Genomic DNA, 24,786 nt, shown 5'->3' with positions numbered 1-24,786 from the left:
AACGATGCCTCAATTGCTGATGGCATTTTGCAACTGAGTTAAATGCTTGAATAGGTCTTATTTACACACAATTCTAAAGAGATATTCCATAATACTGCACTCTGGCGTGATAAGAAGCAACTCTAACAGAAAGAGATTATCAAGAAAAATATAGGAGATGTCCCAATATTTTCAAATTACTCCTCTAAAAACCATCGGTCTTGATTTTCATCATAGAGCAGCTTAAAGGTAAGTTTTTCATCTGTTTTTATAGTGTACCTTCTTCTTCGCCTTTTACCAGGAATTTCTTCATAGGCTTGGTGTAATATTCCCTTAATCTTATGTATTTTCCCTTCAAAAATAAACATGAGCGGCCGCTCATCTGCTTTATATCCGGAATAAGTATGTACTTGAATAGTATGTAATTTCATATATATACCCCAATCCAGCGACAACGAGCAAAAATAAGAATTTGGTGAGCGAAAATGACAAAAACAATGCCTAAAACAACTCAAGAGCATGTTCAAGAGAACCTCATGTACCAGGAGCATACCCAAAACGTGTCATTTTTTTCTTCACTAATAACAATAAAGCGCACAGCGAAGAAACACTTTCTTCTTACCAAACACCTTCTTTTTATGCAATACAGAAAGAATATACGATACTGTTTTTTATCCACTGCTTGTAGCCATATACAAGGACGGAATCGTTTTCCACGCATGAACAAAGTCCTTCCACCACCGATGCATGGTCGATATTTTTATTCGTATCTGACGTCCATTCGTAATTGTCTTGGAGGCAATCACTTCTATACAACGCCGTATCCTTTTGATGTGCTTCTTTCGGTATGGTTTTGGCAATACCAAATCCCGTATCCAGAGCGACAAATTATAGTCCAGTTGTGCGCACAAAAGATATACCCTGTTTGCAAGAAACTTCCCCATCGGAAGGTGACTGAGAAACTCATTTGTAAACCGGCAAATCCTTTTCTCGCACTTCCCACGCTACACCTTAACCTTCATAATCTCTGGGATATTGCCCTTATGATTGGTTACTACCACATAGTTAAGAAGGATACCCATAAAATTACCGTAAATAAAAAGGGGTATAAAAAATCGAGGCAGAAAGTTGAACTTGAAGAAGGAGAGAAAAAAGAAATTGAACTCGTGATGCGAAAGAAAAAACAATAACAGAGGTATGGTAGTAAAAAACGAGGAATTCGACCGGGCAAAAACATTCTGACAAATTGTTAAAATGTCAATCTTGTTAGGCATTATGCGATGATGATTTGATGCTAGTATTTAACCAGGAGATTGATTGCGCCCCTTTTACAGGGATGTCGCCATTTTGTGACGACATCCCTATAAGAAGGAAGATGAGAAGGAGGATATGAATTCGTGGCCGGATTATGGGTTTCTTAGGTGCTCCAATACCGACTCACGGTAGTATTAAAAGCACAAAGTATGCCAACTAAAATGAGAATTACCTATCACGAACGAAACAAGCCAGTCTGCACTTCACAGAAAGCACCTTACATTGCCATATTTTGTATTAACATTATATTTTTATACAAAATACAGTATAGCCAATGATCTATATTTCCTCATTATTTACTTCACGATGACCTTTAGGGCGGGAACAACAATTCCAGGCATTAAGGTACAAAATGGTGCATTTTATAGAGGTATTGTACAAAAAAAGGACAGGTATTACATCTACAGATAAAAAATGAGGCAATTTCATGACGTATTTTTAGAGAAACATAAGGAGGACAATCAATGATTTGTACAAATTTGACATTTTGAAGGGAAACGTTGGGCTTGATTTTTGATATTTTTGTAACTTGTTCATAAAAATCGGAAATTCTTGTTTTGTTTTATCCAATTTCGTACACATAAACCTCACGAACCGCATAAAAACCCATGATGTTGTTTCATTTTTATACAACACAACCACATAGTGTTGAATATTACGACAAAACCCTTCTTACAAATCCACCCTGACCATCAAGTCTTTTTTTTGCTTCTGCATAATCAAGACCCAGTTTTTGCATAACAATGGCAACCTTTGCATTGCCAAAGGCAGATACTAACAATTTCTTGGCATCTTCCCGGCTGATACCTGTAACGGCCATAATAATACGTTCGGCACGATCGGAGAGTTTTGCATTCACGGCGCGTAAGTCTACCATAAGATTTTCATAAACCTTCCCTATCTTGATCATCGTTGCGGTGGTTAACATGTTTAGTATGAGCTTGGTAGCCGTGCCAGCCTTCATACGGGTGGACCCGGTTATAACCTCTGGCCCTACGATTGGTCGGATGATGATGTCAACGTCAAAACTCGGCGTGGTTTCTCTATTACAGCACAAAAAGATTGTCCCGGCCTTGCGTTTTTTTGCTTCAAAAAGGGCACCCATTACATAGGGAGTTGTACCACCTGTAGTAATACCCACAACAACGTCCCGGTGATTTACCTCTTTTTGTTGAATATCCTTTGCGCCATTCTCAGAAAAGTCCTCTGCACCTTCGATGGATTGGAATACCGCTTTTTCACCGCCTGCAATGATTCCCATAACCATGTTAGGTTCAGTACCAAAGGTAGGGGGGCATTCTGAGGCATCCAGTATACCCAGTCTTCCACTAGTTCCGGCGCCGACATAAATAAGCCGGCCACCTTCTTCAAAAGCATCAGTGATCAGATCAACCGCCATTGCTATAGATTCGCGTTCTCTATGAACAGCAGTAAAAACCCGCGCATCCTCAGCGTTAATACTATCAATAATTTCCAGAGTGGTTTTGCAGTCAATATTGTTCGTACGGGGATTACGCTGTTCGGTTAACAGTTGAGAACGGTCTTTCATTTCCATAACGGATGCATAGTAACATCGCCGCTGAAGATTGTCAAAGCATATTTACAAAAGAAGATATACGTGTTATAAATTATCGTATGAACCTGAAAAACAAATTAAAAAATCTTCCCACCTCACCGGGCGTCTACCTCATGAAAGATGTCAAACACAAGGTAATCTATGTGGGTAAGGCAAAGCATTTGAAAAACCGGGTGAAAAGCTATTTTCAAAAAAAAGCAGACAACAGGCTCTACACGGAATATCTGGTGAGACGTGTTGCAGATATTGACTTTGTACTTACTGAAACAGAGAAAGAAGCGCTTATTCTCGAAAACAATCTGATCAAACAATTTAAGCCCAAATTTAATATTAATCTCCGTGATGATAAGACCTTTATTAGTATTAAACTCGAAGTCAACAAAAAATTCCCGTATCCAAAGGTGGTACGACAGATCGACGATGACGGTGCAATGTATTTTGGCCCTTACGCTTCCGCCAGGGCTGTAAGAGAGACACTACGATACATTCATGATACCATTCCCATTCGCAAATGTCCGGATAACGTATTTAAAACAAGGGTAAAACCCTGTCTCTATTATCAAATCCATAAATGCCTGGGACCATGTTGCGGCCTTGTGGATGAAATTACATATGAGGGACTGTTGGATCAGGTAATCCTGATTTTAAAAGGTAAACAGGAAGATCTTATTGGGATACTGAAACAGCAGATGCGTGAGGAATCGAAAGCACTGCGCTATGAAAAGGCGGCAAAGATCCGTGATCGGATTCGTGCTATTGAAGAAACGGTGGAAAAGCAGAGAATCCATTCCATGACCTTTGTAGATCGTGATGTTTTTGGTTATTATATAGCAAGGGATGAGGTGTATCTCGAGGTCATGTTTATCCGATCGGGTAATATGGAAGATGTAGCTTCCTACCATTTTCCCACAAATCATACTACTATCGAAGAGGTGTTCAGGTCTTTTTTAAATCAGTTTTACAGTCAGACACGATTTATACCCTCTGAGGTAATTATCCCTGTGGAATCTGCAGATGCGAGGTTGCTTGAAGAATGGCTCACGGAAAAGAAAGGCAAGAGGGTGGAGGTAATACATCCTCAGCGCGGTGACAAGATGCGGCTTATTGAAATGGCACAAAAAAACGCTGAGAACGCCTATCAGGTATCCCGGACTCATGATGAAAATTTTACAAGGACATTAAAGACCCTGAAAGAAAGTCTGATGTTAAGACATGTGCCTGAACGTATAGAGTGTTTTGACATCTCTAATATCTTTGGTAAACAGGCGGTGGGGTCCATGGTTACGTTTGAGCTGGGGAAACCTGATAAATCTAAATACAAAAGGTTTAAGATTAAAACTGTAGGGCAAATCGATGATTATGCAATGATGTACGAGGTGCTAACCAGGAGATACAAACGGGCAGTGGAAGAAGGTGATTTACCAAATTTGCTTATGGTGGATGGAGGCAAGGGTCAGTTAGGCGTAGCCCTGAAGGTGTTTGAGGATTTGGCGATAGGTAATGTTGACTTGATTGCTTTGGCTAAAGGCAGGAATCAAGGCGATACACTGGGAGAAAAGATTGGAGAGCAGATCTTTAAACCGCACATGTCAGACCCTATCGTGCTGGCATCATCTTCCCCGGAACTTTTATTTCTTGATAAGGTACGAGATGAGGCCCATCGGTTTGCTGTCACGTATCATAGAAAACTCCGGGATAAGGAATATTACAGATCACCCCTTGATGAGATTTCCGGAATTGGGATTGCACGCAAAAGGAAACTCATGCGGTGTTTCGGCAGCATTGAAGGCATACGAAACGCCACACTTGAACAGTTGATGGAAATCGGTAAAATACCATCAAGGCAGGCAAACGAGATCTTTCATTACTTCCATAGGCCTGAAACAGTTACTACTCAGACCTCAAATTGTCACGTATAAACCCCAATAAACCTCTTTCCATTTTTGACTAACTGGAGTACGAGAGAAGTTTTATGACGACAGCAGAAATTATCACCATAGGAACTGAAATCATATTAGGACAGATTGTGGATACAAATGCCCAGTATATTGCAAAAAGTTTAACTGAAAAAGGAATCCGGATACTTTTCCAGACATCCGTTAATGATAATAAAGAATTATTGAAATCTGCCCTGAAGATTGCCAGGGATCGGGTGAGCCTGATTGTAACAACTGGAGGATTAGGTCCCACGGCAAATGATCTGACCCGCGAAGCCGTATCAGAACTTTTCGGCATTCCACTGATATCTGATAAAGAAGCCTGTATTCGTATTCAGAAATATCTGGAGAGTCATCACGGGAATATGCTGGATGGATATAAGAAACAGGCCTTAATTCCCGAAGGCGCCCTTGTGATCTGCAATGAAAATGGGACTGCGACGGGATTTGTCCTTCAGTATGATAACAAAGCAATCGTTTGTTTACCAGGTGTTCCGAGAGAAATGCATTCCATGCTGAATAAGTATTTGGAGGTGTACGATTCACGCCACAAGTCGGACGAAGGATATGCAGTGATGAGAAATTTGCATACCATTGGTATTTCCGAACTGTCTGGGGAGGATGTAGTAAGGAATTATCTCAAAGGCAAGAAGCAAGTTAAGGGAATGACATTAGCCCATGATGGCATTGTTACAATAAATATCCTTGCGGCTGCACCGAAGAGAGAAAGTGCTGCAAAAATATTAGACAAAGCGGAACAGGATATTCGGATGAAGCTCGGTCATGCAGTATTTGGAGTTGGTGATGAGACACTTGAGCATGCAGTTGCCATGCTTCTAAAAAAGTGTAACAAAACAATTGCCGTCGCTGAATCTTGCACAGGAGGACTGGTTTCAGACAAACTCACTAACATCCCGGGGATTTCTGATTATTTTTTGGAAGGCAGTGTTGCTTATAGTAATAGGGCAAAGGTTGACGCATTAAATGTCCCCGGGGAGCTTATCAAGAAGCACGGTGCAGTGAGTCCGGGGGTGGCAAAAGCCATGGCTGAAGGGATAAAAAAAAGGGCATCAGCAAATATTGGTGTCGGTATTACAGGGATTGCAGGTCCATCAGGCGCTACAACGGGAAAACCTGTGGGTTTGGTCTATATTGCTATTGCAGGGGATAATTTTTCTGAAGTAAAAGAATGTTTGTTTAAAGGTTCCAGGGTAGATGTTAAAATTTTCTCGGCAAATACAGCATTAAATATGATACGTCTCAAATTGCTGAATATCTGTCAGAATCTGTAGTTAAAATTTATTGCAATAAGATGGGTAATGAGGTCGTAGCGTCCATCTATAGGTCCTCCCAAAGCATCTCCGACTGTATTGTCTATCTTCCTGTTTTCATAAAATACGACACCGTAAGCAAGATCTACCCATTTGTTTACATTTTTTCCCCAACCATATCCAAGTCCTGTAAACAATGCATGTCGGCTACTCTGTGGGACAGAGGGCTCAAAGGTTTCACTTGGAACGGGGGACTCATGAAAGGCATAACCGCCTCTCGCTTTCAGCGCTTCAGAGAACTTATACTCCCCGCCCAGCGCAAAGCCCCAGGTATCACGCCATTTCCGCACATCCTCAATTTCTGTCCCAAGGAGGGGATTGGGCGGATCAAGATCAATTCCGAGAACGTCAAAACGTGACCAGTTGGTCCACTGGACGTCGGCTTCTATACTCCAAAGATTCCCCTGTCTGTACGCATAACCAAGGGAGAGCATCTCCGGTATTGCAGCAGTTGTGCTGGCATCTGAATCGAAACGCTCGAAGCCGGTTACCGCAGCGGGTAAGCCGCTGAGTTCCAGTTCACCATCAAAGTCTATATCTGCCTTACTTCGGAAAGAAATACCAATACTGTGTTGTGGATTGATATTGCAGAGTATTCCGGCATTATATCCAAAGGCATCGCCATTCATTTCAAGATCCCGAAATCCCTCAGGAGTGCCTGCTACTAAAGGGGGTATGCGACTTTCCTGGTTGGAATCGGCATAATAGTAATCAAGTCCAGCGCCAATTGAAAGAAAAGAGAAGGGTTTAAATGTAATGGTAGGGTTGATGTTAATGATGGTCAAATCGAAATCCGTTATTACATACCGTGAAAACCCATCATCGTCCCATTCACCCTGGAGTCCGTAAGGGATTGTTATGCCCAAACCAGCGGCTAATTTATTTCCTAGGATGGGACTTGCAAAGAATAAATTTGGTATAATATTTACGTCTGTATCCATATTCTCGCTGATACCATCGCCGTGATATTCTACTGAAGGGAGGACAAAGCAAGAACCCAAAGAAATCTGCGGTCTTTCTAACTGTGTTAGCCCTGCTGGATTAAATGCGATTGCAGATGCATCGTCAGCGCGGGCAACAAAAGCGTTTCCCTGTGCAAGCGCTCTAGCGCCAAAGACAGGATTATGGAATCCCGAAGCAATCTGTGCAGTGACGCAGGTAGACCTGAAGGAGAACAAAAGGAAAATGGCACAAACGAAAGCAAGTTGCTTCATGTTATCTCCTAATAAATGGATGCTCGTGTTTGGTATATATTTTGTATACAGAGATGAAAAGAGATTTATGATTTTTCTCCATCTTCATTCCTCGAACATAATTCGCGGTATCTGTCGATGATGGTGAGAATTTTTTCAGTTAAATCAGGTACAAATTGAATGCATATCCCTTCCCGAATAATTTCACATGCCTTCTGATGGGAATATTTTTTATGATAATGTCTGTCGGTAGTTAGCGCATCATAAGCATCTACTATAGAGAGAATGCTAGCTTCAAAGGGAATTTCAGGTCCTTTCAGGCCGTCAGGGTAGCCATTGCCGTTATACCATTCATGATGGTGGCGTACTATTGGCAAGCATTCTTTTAGAAAATCTATAGGCTCAAGAATTTTATAACCTATCTCCGAATGGCGCTTCATGATAACGAATTCATCATTTGTAAGGAAGCTCGGTTTCGCCAGCACAACATCACCAACCCCTATCTTCCCTATATCATGAAGGAATGCCCCGTATCGCAACACTTCAATTCGCGATTTATTAATTCCCAGTTCTTCAGACACAAGGGCAAACAGCTGAGACACCCTTTTGGAGTGGCCTGCTGTATAGGAGTCTTTGGCATCTATGGCGAGCAAGAGGGCTTCTGCGGTTGAAAAAAAATTTTGTTGAACAGCTGTTCTCAGATTCTCCACCAACCTGTCTTTCTCCGACAATTCAAGGTGATGGTTTAAGGCCTTTTCCGTTACTGCTAGGATTTCTGAAGGCTGAAAGGGTTTGATTATGTAATCAAAGGCGCCGTTTCGCAAGGCTGTAATCGTGGTTTGGGTAGAAGGAAATGCCGTGATCATGATTATTGGAATTGTAGAATTTGCAGAACGCATCTGCTTCAAAAAATCCAGACCGTTTGCCCTTGGCATTTTTATGTCAAGGAAAATCATTTCCGGCTTTATGTTGTTCAGGCTGTTAAGGGCTTCTTCAATGTTTGATGTGGCAGAAATGGAATACTTTTCTTTCAAAATCATTTTTAATGATTCCCTGACGCCAAGGTCATCATCAATCACAAGTATGTTTGCTGGTTTCATTTTCTGTTCCATTTCGTAATCTCCTCAGATCCAAGCATGACATTTTTTGTACCAAATCTGCCGGAATAATTCAACGAAAAACTGCAACATATGAGATTATCGACACTAATGACTATTTTAGTAAATCTGTAAATAAGCTGCTGCTCGTATGCAACTTTACAATATTGTTTATTCTTTCTTTTTAAGGAACAATTTTGCATAATTGAGTTCATATTTGTTCGCTTTCTAAGGGTTTTTGCCTTACTTAAGGTATGAATTTGACAAAAATGATTATTTTAGCTTATTTGCAATAGTTGCAAGAGCATTGTACAGGAAATTGGTGAAAAAAATAAATGGCTAATTTTGTTAAAAGATATCTAAAAAAGAAAAAATTTCAACAAAATCTGCCGTGAAAATGTACACTATTTCACATCAAGACTTTAAATACAAATCCTCTTTCTGATTGTTTGATGGTAGTAAGTGTTCAATTTAAAAGAACTTTCTATTGATATATAAAATATTTTATGGTTGGTACTAAAGTTGCTCTTTGCTCATAATTGTTCAAATAGAATTACCGTGACTTAAAAGACTTTTTACCAATTATTGAAGGAGATTGATATGCACTCTTTTTTGGTGGTCTCAAATGATAGTTCGGTGTGTAGTTTATTTAAAAAGTCTTTAAATGGGGTTAATATCGTTTATATTGCCAAGACACCTGAAGAAGCGTTACAAATATGCCTCGGAAGAGATATTGATGTAATTTTTTTAGATATTTTATTAAATGATGATGGAACAAACAAATTCTTGGAGAAACTGAGACAAACAAATATTGATCCGCCAATTGTTGTGTTAGTCCCTGAATCGCAGCCGATGCTAGCTGAAGAAGCACTGAGAATAGGCGCGTACGAACTTCTTGAAAAACCTCTTCGAAAAGAGGAAATACAGCATGTTTCACAGAGAGCCTTGGAAAAGCACGAAATAAGAAGAGAGTTGGGTTTTCTTCAGTCTCAAATAAAAAATTTAATGCCAGTGAGGAAAGAGAATGGGTTATCCGAAATGACCTATAATAAGCAAACAAGTACCAGCGACATGCATCTTACCTACAAGGAAGTCTTCCAGAAGTTCTCGAAGGTATTAACGCGTGTTCATGATCTTGGGAAACTTGCTGATATGACAGTTGAGGCAATGGCAGAGATATTCGGGGTGGGCAGGGTAGGCTTTATGCTGATATATAAAAAGGAGGGGCTGAGCCGACTCTACCGTTGCCAGGGACTAGATGAGGTAGCTGCTAAAAATGTGTGCTTCGATATTAATCAAGGGACTACGCTGTGGTTGGCTAAAAATCATCAGATATTAAATAAGGAAGTTATCGATAGGGAAGTTTCGGCGAATAAATTAGCTATGCGTGAGGCGATAAACATGCAGAGGGAAATAGAACTTTTACAATCGCAACTGTGCGTTCCTGTCTTTGCTCACGGGAGTCTTAGTTGTGTAATCGCTTTGGGGAACAAGATTACAGGGAAAGCGTTCTTTGATGAGGATATTGAATTGTTATCCATGCTGGCAGGATATATAGGTATGGCAGTGGAGAATGCATTTCTTTACCGGGAGGTAAATCTCAGGAAAATTCGAAATGAGAATATCTTAGAAAATATTCCTTGCGGTGTAATCGCCATAAACAATAACGGCAAGATTAATACTTTTAACAAAAGTGCTGCAAAGATGCTCAAAATTTCTCCGGATGATGTAATAGGAAAGGATGTCAAGCATATTGGCTCACTATTTGCTAACATTATTCTGAGAACTCTGAAAGACAAAAAAACTTATGAGGCCACTGAGATTGAGCACCCCATTACCCGTTCTGTCTATGCAGTGAGCACTTCTTTATTAGATAGCGAGGGTGAATTAGGGGCGATTATCATATTTTCAGATATGAGTGAGATTAAGAAATTGCAATCGAGCTTAAGTAAGGTTGAGAAACTGGAAACAAAAATAAAGGATTTAGAAACCAGAACATTCTCATCTGATATTTCTCATGTGTTAAGTAGTGAGCTTGTCACACAGCCAGCCTGATTACTGGGGGAAAAAAGCTTGCGGAATATTTTTGCCCATAATACGGGAAGAGCAATAACTTTGATGATTCATAGTAAGTATTACAGAACGATTAGTCCGGGATGTGGTAGATCTTCAGGAAGAATACAAAATATCCCACTTTCATCTGTGTTAAAAAAAGGATATAATTTTGGTGTTGGTTTTTTCAATAATTCAGATAATAATCGAACAATACGCAGAATTATGATGCCACGATAAAGGGGGAGAGGTCGTAATTTTCGTATCATACCGATTACTAAGAATTTGCTATGAAAACCATATTGTTAGTTGACGATGAAACCAGTGTTGTTGAGTCTCTGAGGCTTATCTTAAAAGATAATTATAAGGTTATCGGTACGAATAGTGGAAAAGAAGCCTTAAAGATACTGGATAAAGAACGTGTAGATCTCGTGTTGCTTGATTTGAAGATGCATGAAATGGATGGGATAGAACTGCTAAGGAGATTGCAACCATCTTGTCAAGAGACAGGTGTCGTGGTGTTAACAGCGGTAAATGACGTCAAGTCGATCGTTGAAGCTGTGAAACTAGGCGCTTTAGATTATATTGTGAAACCATTTGAAATTGAGGAAATCAAGATAACGATTGAAAAGGCATTGGAGTTTAAAAGTTTAACGCGGGAGGTTCGTTATCTCCGCTCGGAATTTAGATACCACTCTATAGACAGGTTAATCCACGGGCACAGTCGAATGATGGAGTATATAATTGAGGTAGTCTCCAGGGTGTCAAGGGTGGATTCTACAGTTCTTTTACGGGGAGAAAGCGGAACGGGCAAGGAATTAGTGGCTCGTGCGATCCATTTTGACAGCAACCGGCGGGAGAATCCGTTTATAGTTGTAAGTTGTCCAAATCTGGCAGGCGACTTGTTGGAGACCGAACTCTTTGGTCATGAAAAGGGGTCGTTTACCGGCGCTTATGAAAGGAGATTGGGAAAATTTGAAATAGCCGAAGGTGGCACCATATTTCTTGATGAAATTAGCGAGATAAACCTTCCTTTGCAAGCAAAACTTTTGCGTATTTTACAGGAAAAAGAGTTTTCTCGTGTAGGCAGTCATTCTGTTATAAAGACGGATGTACGAATAATTGCCGCAACGAATAAAGATTTAGAGGCAATGATTAAGGACGGACGCTTCCGGGAAGATTTGTATTATCGTATCAACGTCGTTCCTATTTATCTGCCGCCCCTTCGCGAGAGAATAGAAGACATTCCGCAATTGGTAGAACACTTCTTTAACATCTTTCGAAAAGAGTGTCACGCAAAAACAGAATTTATTTCTAAAGAAGCTATGGATGCATTATCGAAATATCATTGGCCTGGAAACGTAAGGGAATTAAAAAATATAATGGAGAGGACTATCGCTCTCTATGGCAACGAGACTACCCTTCTCCCTGAATATCTGCCTTCGGAAATCACGGGTATTTCTGGTAATCTTCAAAGAGTGAAACCAAATATAAATTGGAGAATTTCCCTGGAAGATGAAGTGGGGAGAGTTGAAAAGCATCTCATTGAACAGGCGCTTCAAAAATCCGGTGGTGTAAAATCAAAAGCTGCCAAACTCCTGGGCACTACGCGGCGCATTATTAATTATAAGATGCAAAAGTATGGAATTAGTGATTCCGGGAATTAGATTGTTTATGAAAAAATGAGTTTTATAAACAGTTTCGGGATAAAGATGACAGCAAGAAATATCCTTTGAACAGTATAATGCATTGAAGGATAAGGTAACCGAACACGAAGTATTTTCTGTGGTGTCCGGGAAGCACCAATGTTTTGAGTTCATATAATTATTTCCAATACAAGAGAGTTTATTTCTAGAACTTAAACTATTAAATAAACGATTCATTTCAGGGGGCTTTTATGAGTGGTTCGGACAGTGTAGACCTTATGTTATGGAATTCATTCATGGGAAAGGCCTATTCCGTCAGTGACTGCTTTAAGGAAAACGGTATTGGAGTACTCGCCAGGGCATGTAAGGATGCGGGTTTTAACATTATTGTTGAAGATCCGGCAAGAATCGAATTTTACGCTACATTTACAAAAAACGATCTTATACCCAGACTATCGGAACTTGCTGTGAACGTCTTTGACGCAAAAAAGAGGGAAGATTGTGTATCTTTAAGGCAGGAATGGGATCTGCTTCAGAATAATCTTATGAGTGCTATCAAAGAAAAAATGGAGAAATATATTAATGGTCTGGCTCAGAAGATATGCGAGAACCGAATAAAAGTGCTTGGGATCAAGACCTGGCTTGGCGATAGATTTGCATACTCAGAGAAGCTTGCGCAAAGGGTCAGGGCACTGAGTCCAAACACCTTGGTAATTGCCGGGGGTCCCCAGGTTAATCAATTTAAGACACATACATTGGAAAACAGCCCTTTTGAGTTTTGCATCGATGTTGAGGGTGAAGTAACCCTTGTACAGATTATGAATATTGTAAAAGAAATATATTCCCAGGGAGGATCTAAATCTGATGTTATAAAAAGAATCACTGATCTTGCAGAAGCAGGTAAAATTTTTAATGTGATTTATAAAAACAACAGCGGCGAGGTAAAAGAAACACCCATTAAAAGGCTTTCTTTGAACTCAAAACCTTTCCCGCTCTATGAGAAGGATGATGGAAAAGTAAATATTGCAGTAATAAATGAATCGTCTGGTTGCTATTATGGGAAATGCAATTTTTGTACGCATCCAAATATTACCGGAAAATACCAGACCAGAGATATCAGCATAACCATTCAGGAGATTAAAGAAACTATCATGGAAATGGGCATTGGACTCTTCAGATTTGCAGGGTCAACAACACCCGTTTCTCTCAGCAGCCGGATCGCTGAGGCTTTATTGACTGAAGGCCTGCATATTGAGTATTCAATGTTCGTCCGGGCAGAAAACAGGGCAAAGGAACGGATGGCAGAGCTGATTGGCGCTTATGAAAAAATCATACGCTCCGGCCTTAAGGCTGTCTTCCTCGGCGTTGAAACAGCGAACAACGATATCCTTTCAAAGATTATGGACAAGGGTAATTCTGTGGAGGATGTATATTTTACCGTTAAAGCACTAAAACAGGCATCCTACAATCAAAAAAAACATCTTGACGTAGGTGTAAGTTTTATTTATCCTTGCCCAATACCTTCGGGTAGCGCTATAACTCATGAACAAATTTTAGAAGAAAATCTGTATTTACTTCAAAAGTTAAAAAATGAAGATTACAAACCTGATTCAGTCCTTGTAACTCCGGCAGCGCCTCTTCCTGGTACTGTATGGCAAAAAGAACCGGAAAAATTCGGATTTGATCTGCCTGACGATTATTTCCAGACTGTCCTCCGTTATGAGTATGAACTGACGAAGGACCCAAGCATGTGGCCCGAGCTGAGTATCTCCTTACATGAAATAAAGTTCGTGGATATGCTAAAAATGTCCGGACTTATGGAGAAAAAGGTCAGAGAAATGGGTTACGTAGTGAACGTCTCAGATGAACATTGCCTCGCAGCGAGGAGTGCAGGATTCTTCGGTCAGAGAGGTTTAGAGGAATTCAAGATGAGAAGTGACTTATCTCTCTTAACAACGGACTATAGCTTCCTTAATGATGTCTATCAGAAAATAAACACACACAGCCGTGTACTGGCAGAGAAAAATTTCTCTTCAACAAACAAGGAAATTTCTTAGAGGGGAAAAGTTCCATAATGACAAGGCGTGTTGTTATCACTGGCTTAGGGATATTGGCCCCCAATGGCAATGGGAAAGATGCGTACTGGGATGCGTTAATCAACGGGCGATCTGGTATAAAAAAAATCTCATCCTTTGATCCTTCTCCCTTCAGTACCCAAATTGCAGGTGAAGTAAAAGACTTTGACCCTTGTGATTACTTCGACTCAAAATTGGTTAAAAGAAGCGGAAGATTTACCCATTTTGGCGTTGCGGCATCAAAGATGGCGGTGGCAGATTCTGAGATTGACCTAAGCCGGGAGAATAGAGACAGATGCGGCGTATGTTTCGGAACAACGATAGGAGCCGAAAATGATATATATGAAGGCCAGCACAAAAAATTTTTAGAGTCTGGCCCAAAGGCGGTTGGTCGTTTTACCGCCCCTGAGTTTACACCCCATATAACAACGGGTTATATATGTTCCGAACTGAAAATTACCGGCACAAATTCAACATTGTCATCAGGATGCTCAACTGGACTTGAAGTCGTGAACTGGGGCTATAAAGCAGTAAAGCGGGGAGAGGTAGATGTAGCTGTCGTGGCGAGTTCGGATGCACCCATCTTTCCCTTCGCCATGTCCACCTTCTGTGCCCTGGGAATTCTTTCAAAAAGAAATGAGGAACCGGAAAAGGCATCGAGGCCATATGATAAGGATCGTGATGGTATGGTACTTAGTGAAGGTGGAGCAGCAATAGTGATTGAGGAATTGAATCATGCCCTGAATAGAGGCGCAGACATATATGCTGAAATCGTATCCTACGCCTCAGCATCCGAGGGACAAGACGTCCTTCGGGTTGACACAAGTGGACGGGGATTAGTCACTGCATTGGAACAGGCGCTGACCTCCGGCAAAATGAGAAGGGAAGAGGTAGACTATATCTGTGCTCATGGGAATGCTATTCCTAGTTATGACGTGGCAGAAACCAATGCCTTTAAAACTTTCTTCAAGGACCATGCATATAAAATTCCAATAAGTTCAATTAAGTCCATGACTGGGCAGGCTTACGCTGCCGGCGGTGGTTTTCAGGTGGTTGCAACGAGCCTTTGTTTAAAGAACGGATTTGTTACCCCTACAATTAACCTTGATGTGCCAGATCCTCTCTGTGATCTTGATTATGTTTCACACCATGCCAGGCGTTTCTCCCTGGAAACAGCGCTGATAAATAGCCATAGCGTGGGTGGAACGCATGCCGTTCTCGTACTCAGGAGATATTCTTAGAAATACTGGATATGATTGCAAGCCAGGTAATATTCATTTTTATATTTCTTTTGATTGCCGGCATTGGGGTCTTTGTACTCTTAAGAAATCCAGCGAACGTTATTAACAAGAGATTTTGTATCTTTGCACATGTTGTGTCTGTGTGGATATTTTTTATTTTTTTTTTGCTCCAGACAACAGATACAACATTAGCTACTTTCAGACTGAAGCTGGTTTTTTGCGCAGCTGTTTTTATTCCACCTACCTTTTTCTCATTTTCATCTGTCTTTCCTGATCGAACGGAAAGGCCTATTGAACGATACTTAAGTATATCTTTTTTCATTATAAGCACCCTTCTGGCATTTTCGTCTTCCCATATTGTTGAGTCTGTATCATTTGTAAGACAATTCCCTCAGGCCAAATACAGTCCATTATTCCCAATATTTTGGTTTCACTTTATTGTCTGTATGGCATATTCGTTATATATACTTTATGGAAAAAGCAGACGCTTCTACGGGATAAAGAGATTGCAGATCCAATACGTATACTTCGGAGTAGCAGTATCTGTGTTTCTGGGAATTATCACAAATTTTCTTTTGCCAGTATTTGGTATATGGCAAGTTGAGATGTTTGTGCCACTGGTGTCCGTTCCCATTCCGATAGCTGTGGCTTACGCTATTGTAAAGTATCATCTTATGGATATTAGTGTAGTAATCAAGAAAAGTACTGTTTACGCCATCCTCTCTATTGTCCTCAGCATAATCTATTTTACTGTTGGACTTGTTATGAGTAGCATACTTCCTGTATCAAAGTATACAGAGACCGTTAGTAATGTAATTTCTATCATAATAATTGTCTTCATCTTTGTGCCAACCCGGGAATCGATTCAACATTTTATCGAGAATCGTCTATTCCATACCAAGTATAGTTACCCCAAGATACTCAGTAACTCAACGGTAATGTTTTCTTCTATCCATGATTTAAATAGACTTTTGCGTTTTGCAATCCAATATTTATATGATTCCGTGGGTATCGAGAAGATCGGTATATTGACAAAGGATGAAAATACCAAACAGTACAGTTTAAAGGCTGCTATAAATTTTTCATCCGAAGATGGTTTATTCCTTCCCGGCGATACCGCTGTCGTCACCTGGCTTTGCCACAATAAAACTGTTCTTTCAAGAGAACAATTAAATCGCTTTACGCATGGCAAGCTTGATCGTCTGTTAGAAGAAACACTGGTATCAATGGATGTGGATAGTTGTATCCCTATTCTTCATGGAAAAGACCTCTTTGGCATAATTCTTTTGGGTAAAAAGGTTAATAAGAAGGTATTTACCCAGGAAGATATCCAGATGTTTCTCGCCTTTTCTGGCCAACTGGCTATGGCAGCTAATAATGCTCGCCTTTACTCTGGCTTGGAAGAAGCCAAGACCTATAGGGATAATATCCTTCAGAGTTTAAAGTGTGGGGTTATTACGATAAATAATCATGAGGAGGTTACCCTCAGTAATAAGGAGGCAAAGAGTATCCTCGGATTGGAAAGTGTAAATTCGAGTAAAATGATATTTGATGTTTTTGACAAAGAGACTTACAAATTGCTGAAACATACCCTTAAGAATGGCAAAGACCATATTGATATTGAAACTTTTATTGAAAGAGGTAATAATGCCAGGGTTCCATGCAGTGTAACCATAACACAGCTCAAAACTGAATCAGGAGAGAAGCTTGGGGCATTGATGATTCTGACAGACCAAACTGAACTAAAATTACTTCAGGTGGAAAAGCAACATGCCGACCGACTTGCCCATCTTGGTTCCCTCGCTTCTAATATTGCCCATGAAATAAAAAATCCCCTTGTGGCCATAAACACCTATTTTCAACTGCTTCCCTACAAGAAAGACGATCCGGAATTCCACACTAATTTTCGGGAAATTGCTTTAAAAGAAATAGGAAGGATTAACAGAATTATCGAAGAGATGTTGAATCTGGCAAAACCTTCCAAACTTGTCATACAACACATAGATCCCCATTGTGTGATAATGGATACCATAAACTTCTTAAAGAATGATGCCGCAAAGAAAGATATTAAAATAACAACGATGCTGGAAGGGAGAAGATGCCAACTTATTGCAGATGAAGATAAGGTAAAGCAGGTACTTATAAACATTTTACAAAACAGTTTTGATGCGTTGCCAGACAATGGACATATTACGGTAAGCACTCGTTTGGTTGATAATCTTTCGGAGTTCAAAAGTATGGCAAAAGAACAACCTGGCAGCATATTCTTCTCGTTTGCCCCACCTCTCTCAAACAACCTGAATAAGCAGTATTTTGTTGTAAAAATCTCCGACAATGGTGCGGGTATTCCCGCTGAAAAGATTCCCTATATCTTTGAACCTTTCTTTTCCAATAAAGATAAGGGTACCGGACTCGGTCTTGCCGTTGTGTACAGAATTATCAAGGATCATGAGGGCGGCATCTACGTAGAAAGCAAGGAAGGAGTTGGAACAGATTTTTATATTGGCCTGCCATTGAATAACATGGGTGCCGATAGTATCATTAACTCAAGACCAAAAGCCATAGATACGCATTTAATTCTATAGCTTGAAATAATATCTGTACATGCCACCCGGTGGACATGGTTTGCCATAGCCAATTTTACGAAAATCAGCTGCTCCTTGCCCGGCACCATTTGCAAATATCTTCTGAGAATGAGTGACCAACGTATTTTTAACCATCAATGTTTCCTCAAAGTGGCTATGTCACTCAGGAATCGTTCTTTAGAATACGTTCCCTTCTTCATCACCAGTGAAACACAGTGGTTCAGTTTTTCCTTATCCTCCGGTGTCAAATCCATCGCTGTAATCACAATAATGGGAATGGTATTGGTCTCTGGAGAAGTTTTTAACTTGTCAACCACATCAAATCCACTAACTTCAGGCATCATTAGGTCCAGGAAGATTAAATCCGGCTTATATTGAAACGCCTTGTTGATTCCTTCTTTTCCCCCATAAGCCTCCAGAACCTCATATCCTTCCGAAATCAAAAGGGCGCTGAGCAATTCGACTGATTTCTGTTCGTCATCAACAATCAAAACCCTGGTATGCGAGTTATTAACAACGGGGGGTAATTTATACGAAGTAAGTTTGGATAATAGTTCACTTCTGCTAACTGGTTTACAGAGGTAATCTGCCGCGCCAAGCCCAAAACCAATATCCTTGTCATCGACAATTGATAGAACAAGGACAGGGATATCTTTAACGTCATTGTCTTCTTTAAGCTCTTTTAACACCTCCCATCCGTCTTTTTTGGGGAGCATTACGTCCAGGGTAATAGCAAAAGGTTTAAATATCCTGGCTTTTTGAAGCGCCTCTTCACCATCAAAAGCAGTAATTGTTTTATATCCGGATTTGTTTAAAAAAACGCAGAGCAATTCACTGGTCTTTGGGTCGTCTTCTACCACCAGAACTGTTTCGTAACCTGACGGTTTTTCAGGGAAAAGGACATCCTCTTTTTCCGTTTTCACACGTACAGATGGTTTTGCGGGCATGGTAAAATAAAAGGTGCTACCGATTCCAACCTTACTCTCAAATCCGATCTTGCCTCCGTGCATCTCAACTAATTTCTTCGTGAGGGCAAGACCCAGTCCTGTTCCTTCATATTTACGCGAATAAGAGCTGTCAACCTGTGAAAACTCCACAAATATTTTCGGGTAATCCTCGGTGGCTATCCCAATACCTGTATCGGTAACTTTAACTTCAATGAAATCTTTTTCTGTCTTCATCGCTGCCGTGTAAATAATAATCTTTCCGTGTTCAGGGGTAAACTTGATCGCATTGGAAAGGAGGTTATAGAGAATTTGTTTAAACTTGATAAGGTCTGCGAAGATACAATCAATGGAATTGTGATGGATTTTTTCAATGGTTAACGACTTCTTGCTGGCAAGACCTTTTAATGTTATCAGGACGGCATCTATAGCCTTACGAACCTCGAACCCTTCGTATCTTAATTCTAATCTTCCTGATTCCACCTTAGAAAGATCCAGAATATCGTTAATCATTTGCAGGAGATGCTGACCGCTGCTGTGAATGTCCGTAACAAATTCCATTTGTTCCTCATTCAAATCGCCGCACAGCTTATCCCGAAGCACTTCCGAAAAACCGATAATTGCATTTAATGGAGTACGAAGTTCATGTGACATATTAGCGAGAAATTCGCTCTTGGCCTTGTTGGCAGCCTCGATCTTCTTGTTTTGTATCTCGGCAAGTCTCACCTTCTCTTCAAGCGCAGCATGATAATTATGGATATAAGCATCCATGGCCAGTTGCATATCTAAATTCATGATCTTATCCAGAACCAGGATATAGTCCACTATCTTATCGGCTTGATTTTTGTATGTTTCAATAATAAGCGGGTAAAGAAGTCGATGATATAGGCAATATGCCCCAATATACCAATTAGGATGCAGATCTATGCGATCGTGAGTCTTCCCAACATTTAACCGATGCCCAAAGTATTTTTCGTCATAATTTCCCTCGGTAAGCATAAGGAGGTATTCCTTTTGAGTGCGCTTGACCTTCTTAACCGTTTCTTCGTCGGATAAAAAGTTTTTCGTTTCTTTAAATCGGAGAAGGTGAGTATAAAACTTATTTATTATGTCATCGGCATGTTGATGAATGAGCCCTTTTAATTCTTTGAGCAAAGTTACGTCCCGCTCAGAAAAATCTAAAAAATTCTTACGGGTCTGACGCTCCTGTTCGCTGAGGCTTGGCTCCCCAATAGGCAGAATGTGTTCTTCCATGATAAACATCTTCTATGCAATGAGAGTTTCGATTATTCTTTACAACTTTAAAAATTTTACCACAAATTTACGTGAATGATAAGGAGAAACTGGGGGATTGGATTTGATGGTACTAACAAGATTTAGCTTGATTGCATAGGAATTTTCATCTTTAATTTTTGCATTAGTTCCTAATGCAGCGGCCGGGTGGGATAAATGCGCCAGGTATCAGAGGGATGTTTGTAAAACTCTCTCTTGATTCCGCCAAAAGGCCCCGTTCGGGCGAGCAGTTCAGACTGGTCTTTTTCCGAAAGATTCTTGAACTGGCGTGCAAAAGTTACATTCTCTTTCAATTGTTCAATACTATCCATACCTGAAACTAAACTACTGATGGGCTGACTCCAGGCAAAGTATAAACACTCTTTTACCGAAGCCACGTTATCTTCCAGGAGCACACCATTTGCGACAGTTTTCATTGCGAGAATTCCAATATCGTATTTCACAGCCTCCGGAACGACTTGCAAAATAAAACTCAAATAATGTGGGTCCACAAGATTCACGGGTATCTGTACTGTTTCAATAAGGTGGTGGTACTTTTGGATGATTTTTACGAGCGCTGTCGGGCTCCGATGCCCGGTAAACCCCACATGCAGGATCTTTCCTTCTTGCTTAGCCTGAAGGGCCGTCTCAATGGCCCCCTTTTCCCTAAAAAGGGTATCTACATCCTCCATCGTTTGCACATCATGGAACTGCCACAAATCGAGGTACTCGGTTTGTAATCGTTTGAGGCTCTCGTGCAATTCATTCATTGCTACGGTCTTGTCCCGTCCACGACTCTTGGTCATGATAAATGCCTCGTTTCGCCGGTCTTTTAACGCCTTTCCAAGACGTCTCTCACTGTCACCCTTATTGTAACTCCAGGCCGAATCGAAAAAATTAACCCCTTCATCAAGGGCGGCATGAATCATCCGGATGGCGTAACGTTCGTCCTGCATTCGACCAATATGGTAACCTCCTGCACAGAGGATGGAAACCATCTTGTCTGTTTTACCCAGACGACGTTTAGGCACACCTTCGTCTTTATCCTCTGTTGTTGTAAAAGAAACCAGATCTACAGGAAAATCATGATGCAAATTCTTTGTAAAACTCAGACCCAGGGCAACGGTGAAAGTACCTTTAAGAAAATTCCTGCGATTGGTAAAGTTATTTTTCTTCAGTGTCATTTTTGACGATTCTCATTGATTTTTCCTGAAATCTAATTTTTTGATTATCTCTCTTTAGGCCTGAAAAGGCCGCCAGTATAAAGCAGGGAGGTAAAGCCCCCTGGAAATAGAATGGAACATAGGCAAACCCTGAAGGGGTAAAAAAATATTGTTATCATGGGTACATGATATGAAAAGATCAATTATAAGGAAATCAGTAAAAATTTTCAAAAAAAGATGGCTTTGATTATATTACTTCCTCAACTGCCCATTCCCAAAGACTACGAATTTATATGACGTGAGTTCTTCAAGACCCATGGGCCCCCGGGCGTGAAGTTTGTCGGTGCTAATGCCAATCTCTGCGCCCATGCCAAATTCGTAGCCGTCAGTAAAACGCGTAGAGGCATTGACGTACACAGCCGCAGAATCCACCTCTCTGGTAAATTTCATGGCATTGTTGAAATTGTCTGTGACAATTGCATCGGAATGGTTCGACCCATATTTAGTTATGTGAGTAATAGCATCATCTATTGTATGTACGACTTTTACATTAAGGATCAGGTCAAGATATTCATTGTAATAATCGTCTTCAGTAGCTTGTTTTATATTGTCTAAAATGCTGCATGTCTGGTTACAGCCCCGGATTTCTACTCCGGCATCCTGCAATTTTTTTGCTATACCCGGCAAAAGTATTGGCGCGATCTTTTCGTGTACCAGCATGGTTTCCATGGCATTACAGGTGGCAGGGCGTTGCACCTTTGCATTAAGGCAAATCTCCTCTGCCATTTTGAGATTTGCAAATTCATCCACATAGGTATGGCAGACCCCTTTGTAATGTTTGATGACAGGGATGGTGGATTTTTCCACTACCGTGCGAATAAGGGCTTCGCCGCCTCTGGGAATAACGACGTCCACATATTGGTCCGCTTTGAGTAAATAGTCAATAGCCTCACGTTCGATAACCTCCACGAGCTGAATGCATCGTTTGTCCAAACCGGCCTTTTCCAGTGCGGATGTAAGTATCCTGTAAATAGCAATGTTTGAGTGGATAGACTCCTTCCCGCCACGCAGGATGACCGCATTACCTGCCTTCAGACATAATGCCGCCGCATCGGCAGTCACGTTGGGCCTGGATTCATAAATAATAACGACGACGCCAATGGGTACGCGTATTTTTTGAATTTGCAGACCATTTGGGCGGGTGTTTCCCTGTATGAGTTCACCGACAGGGTCGGCAAGATTCACAATCTGCCTGACCCCTTCGGCCATACCCTTGATTCGGCCTTCGGTAAGACGAAGTCTGTCGAGAATGGCTCCGGAAAGTCCTGCCTTTTGCGCAGCCATAAGGTCTTTTTCATTCTCGGTTATGAGTGTGGCAGCAGAAGAGATAATGCCATCAGCAATATTGTTCAGTGCTGCATTTTTTGTAACAGTGCTGGCAGAGGCAATAACGCGTGATGCCGATTTTGCATTTTTAGCAATTTGATCGATGTAGTTTTCTATATTCATAGTGGTATGAAATTAAATAACAGGCAGCGGTAACAAGAATAATAAAGGCTGGAAACTGCCACGGAAATGGCCCATCAAAGAGAAACGTTATCCATCGATTTTGCGCGGCTGTTTTTAAGGGTTCCTTCTTATCGGTGCTTTTAATACGGAAACGATATTTTTCATAAAAAACCTCATCTTTCCCGGTGTATCCCAGGAGCTCCCGCGCTTCTTTTTCGATGCGGACAGGGTCGCTCTTCAGGGCGGAATATTCCTTTTCTAGCTCCAAATTCACAGCCTCAAGCTGCGATGCCTGTTTCTCAAGCACCTTTTTTATTTCCAGCATATGGATTCTCTCTTGTCTGGTCTTGCTGATTATCGAGGAAAACAAAATTACCACGCAGGACGTTATAGACACCATCACGACAAATTTACCCCAATACGAATCTTTCCCAAATAATTTTTCCCTCTCGGGTTTACCGGGAGGTAATGCCAATAAGCCAGGAGAAGGTATGTGATAATTATTGCTGCCATGGACGTCTACGTTGACATTTTGCATAATTTGCCTCCGTAAATTGCATTGTCCGAGAGATCTTCTTCAATACGTAAGAGTTGATTGTATTTACATATCCGATCGGTTCTGCAGAGAGAACCTGTTTTAATTTGACCTGCATTCGTTGCCACGGCAATGTCGGCAATAGTCGTATCCTCTGTTTCCCCTGAACGGTGTGAAATAACGGTGGAATATCCATTCATTTTTGCCAGTTCTATGGCATTGAGGGTCTCGGTGAGGGTACCGATCTGGTTGACCTTGATCAGGATGGAATTCCCTACTTTTTGTTCAATCCCCTTTGTCAGGATTTCTGCGTTCGTTACAAAGATATCATCACCAACAAGCTGGATTTTGTCTCCCAATTTTTCCGTTAATCTTTTCCAACCATCCCAGTCTTCTTCTGCAAGGCCGTCTTCTATACTGCAGACAGGGTATTTACCTGAAAATTTCGCAAAGAGGTCGATCATCTCGTCACTGGTCTTTTTTGCGCCACCTTCTGCCCGTAACACATATTTACCATCCTTATAAAACTCACTGGCGGCTGGGTCCAGCGCCAGGTAGATATCCTTACCTGCCGTATAACCGGCTTTTTTAATTGCTTCAAGAATCAGGTCAAAGGCCTCTTCGTTGGTTTTGAGGTTTGGGGCAAAGCCACCTTCGTCACCCACGTTGGTGTTGTATCCTTTTGACTTCAATACAGAACGGAGGTTGTGAAAGACCTCGGCGCCCATGCGTAACGCCTCTGCAAAGCTGTCCGCATGGATGGGCATGATCATAAACTCCTGGATATCCAGATTGTTATCTGCATGCTTACCGCCATTTAAAATATTCATCATGGGCACAGGCAGTACCTTGGCATTCGTTCCGCCAATGTATCGGTAGAGTGGAAGACACAGGGCGTTTGCTGCTGCCTTGGCCACAGCTAAAGAAACACCCAAAAGAGCATTAGCGCCCAGTTTCTCCTTGTTTTTTGTTCCATCTAAAGAGAGCAAAAGGTTGTCAATCTCGACCTGTCTGGTAGCATCCATTCCCTCAAGCTTGTGTGCAATAATTTCATTTACGTTTTTAACGGCAGTCTGCACACCTTTACCCATATAGCGTGACGGCTTGTCGCCATCCCGAAGTTCCAGCGCCTCCCGCTTTCCCGTGGATGCGCCGGATGGAACATCGGCGCGACCCATTGTTCCGTCCTGCAAGATCACGTCTACTTCTACGGTAGGATTTCCCCTGGAATCCAAAATTTCTCGTGATTTGATACAACATATGGTAGTCACTGGCTGCTCCTGGTATATTAATGTATGTTTATGATACTAGGTAGGTTATAAACAGTAAAAAGTATC

The 24,786-nt window shown here is 41.1% G+C and carries 18 protein-coding genes; 8 read left to right on the top strand and 10 right to left on the bottom strand.

Annotation, left to right across the window (positions count from 1 at the left end; genetic code table 11):
* Positions 1-176 precede the first annotated feature (176 nt).
* On the bottom strand, positions 177-410 hold the full coding sequence (locus tag BROSI_RS01780) for a hypothetical protein (RefSeq protein WP_052561810.1): 234 nt from the start codon (positions 408-410) through the stop codon (positions 177-179).
* A 240-nt stretch (positions 411-650) separates the two neighbouring features.
* Positions 651-923, bottom strand: coding sequence for a transposase (locus tag BROSI_RS21210; protein ID WP_420886057.1), 273 nt, complete (start codon positions 921-923; stop codon positions 651-653).
* 6 nt (positions 924-929) lie between these two features.
* Between BROSI_RS21210 and BROSI_RS21205 the strand changes: the two genes are divergently transcribed.
* Positions 930-1,169: a PEGA domain-containing protein gene (locus tag BROSI_RS21205; protein ID WP_082058962.1), complete on the top strand. Its 240-nt coding sequence runs from the start codon at positions 930-932 to the stop codon at positions 1,167-1,169.
* A 779-nt stretch (positions 1,170-1,948) separates the two neighbouring features.
* Here BROSI_RS21205 and murQ read toward each other — a convergent pair.
* The gene (murQ, locus tag BROSI_RS01765; RefSeq protein ID WP_052561804.1) at positions 1,949-2,848 is read right to left on the bottom strand and encodes an N-acetylmuramic acid 6-phosphate etherase; all 900 of its coding nucleotides are present in this window, start codon (positions 2,846-2,848) and stop codon (positions 1,949-1,951) included.
* A gap of 5 nt (positions 2,849-2,853) precedes the next feature.
* Here murQ and uvrC point away from each other — a divergent pair, with 5 nt between their 5' ends.
* Together uvrC and BROSI_RS01755 are read left to right on the top strand one after the other, a co-directional pair.
* A complete protein-coding gene (gene uvrC / locus BROSI_RS01760; protein WP_082058960.1) occupies positions 2,854-4,788 on the top strand; it encodes an excinuclease ABC subunit UvrC in 1,935 nt (644 codons plus the stop codon).
* Between the two features lie 53 nt (positions 4,789-4,841).
* Positions 4,842-6,098, top strand: a complete 1,257-nt coding sequence (locus tag BROSI_RS01755) for a competence/damage-inducible protein A (protein ID WP_052561801.1) — start codon at positions 4,842-4,844, stop codon at positions 6,096-6,098.
* On the opposite strand, the gene BROSI_RS01750 is transcribed toward BROSI_RS01755, so the two are convergent.
* A complete protein-coding gene (locus BROSI_RS01750; protein ID WP_052561798.1) occupies positions 6,086-7,351 on the bottom strand; it encodes an OmpP1/FadL family transporter in 1,266 nt (421 codons plus the stop codon). The genes BROSI_RS01755 and BROSI_RS01750 overlap by 13 nt on opposite strands.
* Before the next feature lie 65 nt (positions 7,352-7,416).
* Positions 7,417-8,442: a response regulator gene (locus tag BROSI_RS01745; protein WP_052561796.1), complete on the bottom strand. Its 1,026-nt coding sequence runs from the start codon at positions 8,440-8,442 to the stop codon at positions 7,417-7,419.
* A gap of 585 nt (positions 8,443-9,027) precedes the next feature.
* On the opposite strand from BROSI_RS01745, the gene BROSI_RS01735 reads away from it, so the two are divergent.
* The 5 genes from BROSI_RS01735 to BROSI_RS01715 all read left to right on the top strand — a co-directional run bounded on the left by BROSI_RS01735 (position 9,028) and on the right by BROSI_RS01715 (position 18,026).
* Positions 9,028-10,482: a response regulator gene (locus BROSI_RS01735; RefSeq protein WP_052561793.1), complete on the top strand. Its 1,455-nt coding sequence runs from the start codon at positions 9,028-9,030 to the stop codon at positions 10,480-10,482.
* Positions 10,483-10,769: 287 nt separating this feature from the next.
* Entirely contained in the window at positions 10,770-12,146 is a 1,377-nt protein-coding gene (locus tag BROSI_RS01730; RefSeq protein WP_052561791.1) for a sigma-54-dependent transcriptional regulator, read from the top strand.
* A 230-nt stretch (positions 12,147-12,376) separates the two neighbouring features.
* Positions 12,377-14,182 (top strand): B12-binding domain-containing radical SAM protein, encoded by a 1,806-nt coding sequence (locus BROSI_RS01725; protein ID WP_052561789.1) that lies wholly within the window; start codon positions 12,377-12,379, stop codon positions 14,180-14,182.
* Between the two features lie 17 nt (positions 14,183-14,199).
* Entirely contained in the window at positions 14,200-15,441 is a 1,242-nt protein-coding gene (locus BROSI_RS01720; protein ID WP_052561787.1) for a beta-ketoacyl-[acyl-carrier-protein] synthase family protein, read from the top strand.
* Between the two features lie 11 nt (positions 15,442-15,452).
* Positions 15,453-18,026: an ATP-binding protein gene (locus BROSI_RS01715; protein ID WP_052561785.1), complete on the top strand. Its 2,574-nt coding sequence runs from the start codon at positions 15,453-15,455 to the stop codon at positions 18,024-18,026.
* Between the two features lie 134 nt (positions 18,027-18,160).
* Here the strand turns inward: BROSI_RS01715 and BROSI_RS01710 are convergent, their stop codons facing one another.
* The 5 genes from BROSI_RS01710 to eno all read right to left on the bottom strand — a co-directional run bounded on the left by BROSI_RS01710 (position 18,161) and on the right by eno (position 24,720).
* The gene (locus BROSI_RS01710) at positions 18,161-20,224 is read right to left on the bottom strand and encodes a response regulator (RefSeq protein ID WP_162183213.1); all 2,064 of its coding nucleotides are present in this window, start codon (positions 20,222-20,224) and stop codon (positions 18,161-18,163) included.
* 170 nt (positions 20,225-20,394) lie between these two features.
* On the bottom strand, positions 20,395-21,426 hold the full coding sequence (locus BROSI_RS01705) for an aldo/keto reductase (protein WP_052561782.1): 1,032 nt from the start codon (positions 21,424-21,426) through the stop codon (positions 20,395-20,397).
* Positions 21,427-21,657: 231 nt separating this feature from the next.
* Positions 21,658-22,914 carry a glutamate-5-semialdehyde dehydrogenase gene (locus tag BROSI_RS01700; RefSeq protein ID WP_052561780.1) on the bottom strand — a complete coding sequence of 419 codons (1,257 nt, stop codon included), beginning with the start codon at positions 22,912-22,914 and terminating at the stop codon, positions 21,658-21,660.
* Positions 22,880-23,452, bottom strand: a complete 573-nt coding sequence (locus BROSI_RS01695; protein ID WP_052561778.1) for an FtsB family cell division protein — start codon at positions 23,450-23,452, stop codon at positions 22,880-22,882. The genes BROSI_RS01700 and BROSI_RS01695 overlap by 35 nt, the downstream gene beginning before the upstream one ends.
* Entirely contained in the window at positions 23,434-24,720 is a 1,287-nt protein-coding gene (eno, locus tag BROSI_RS01690; RefSeq protein ID WP_052561776.1) for a phosphopyruvate hydratase, read from the bottom strand. Before eno ends, BROSI_RS01695 begins: the two co-directional genes overlap by 19 nt.
* Between the last annotated feature and the right edge of the window lie 66 nt (positions 24,721-24,786).

The organism is Candidatus Brocadia sinica JPN1 (assembly GCF_000949635.1).
Taxonomy (GTDB): Bacteria; Planctomycetota; Brocadiia; order Brocadiales; family Brocadiaceae; genus Brocadia; species Brocadia sinica.
This window is presented reverse-complemented; position numbering and strand designations above follow the sequence as displayed.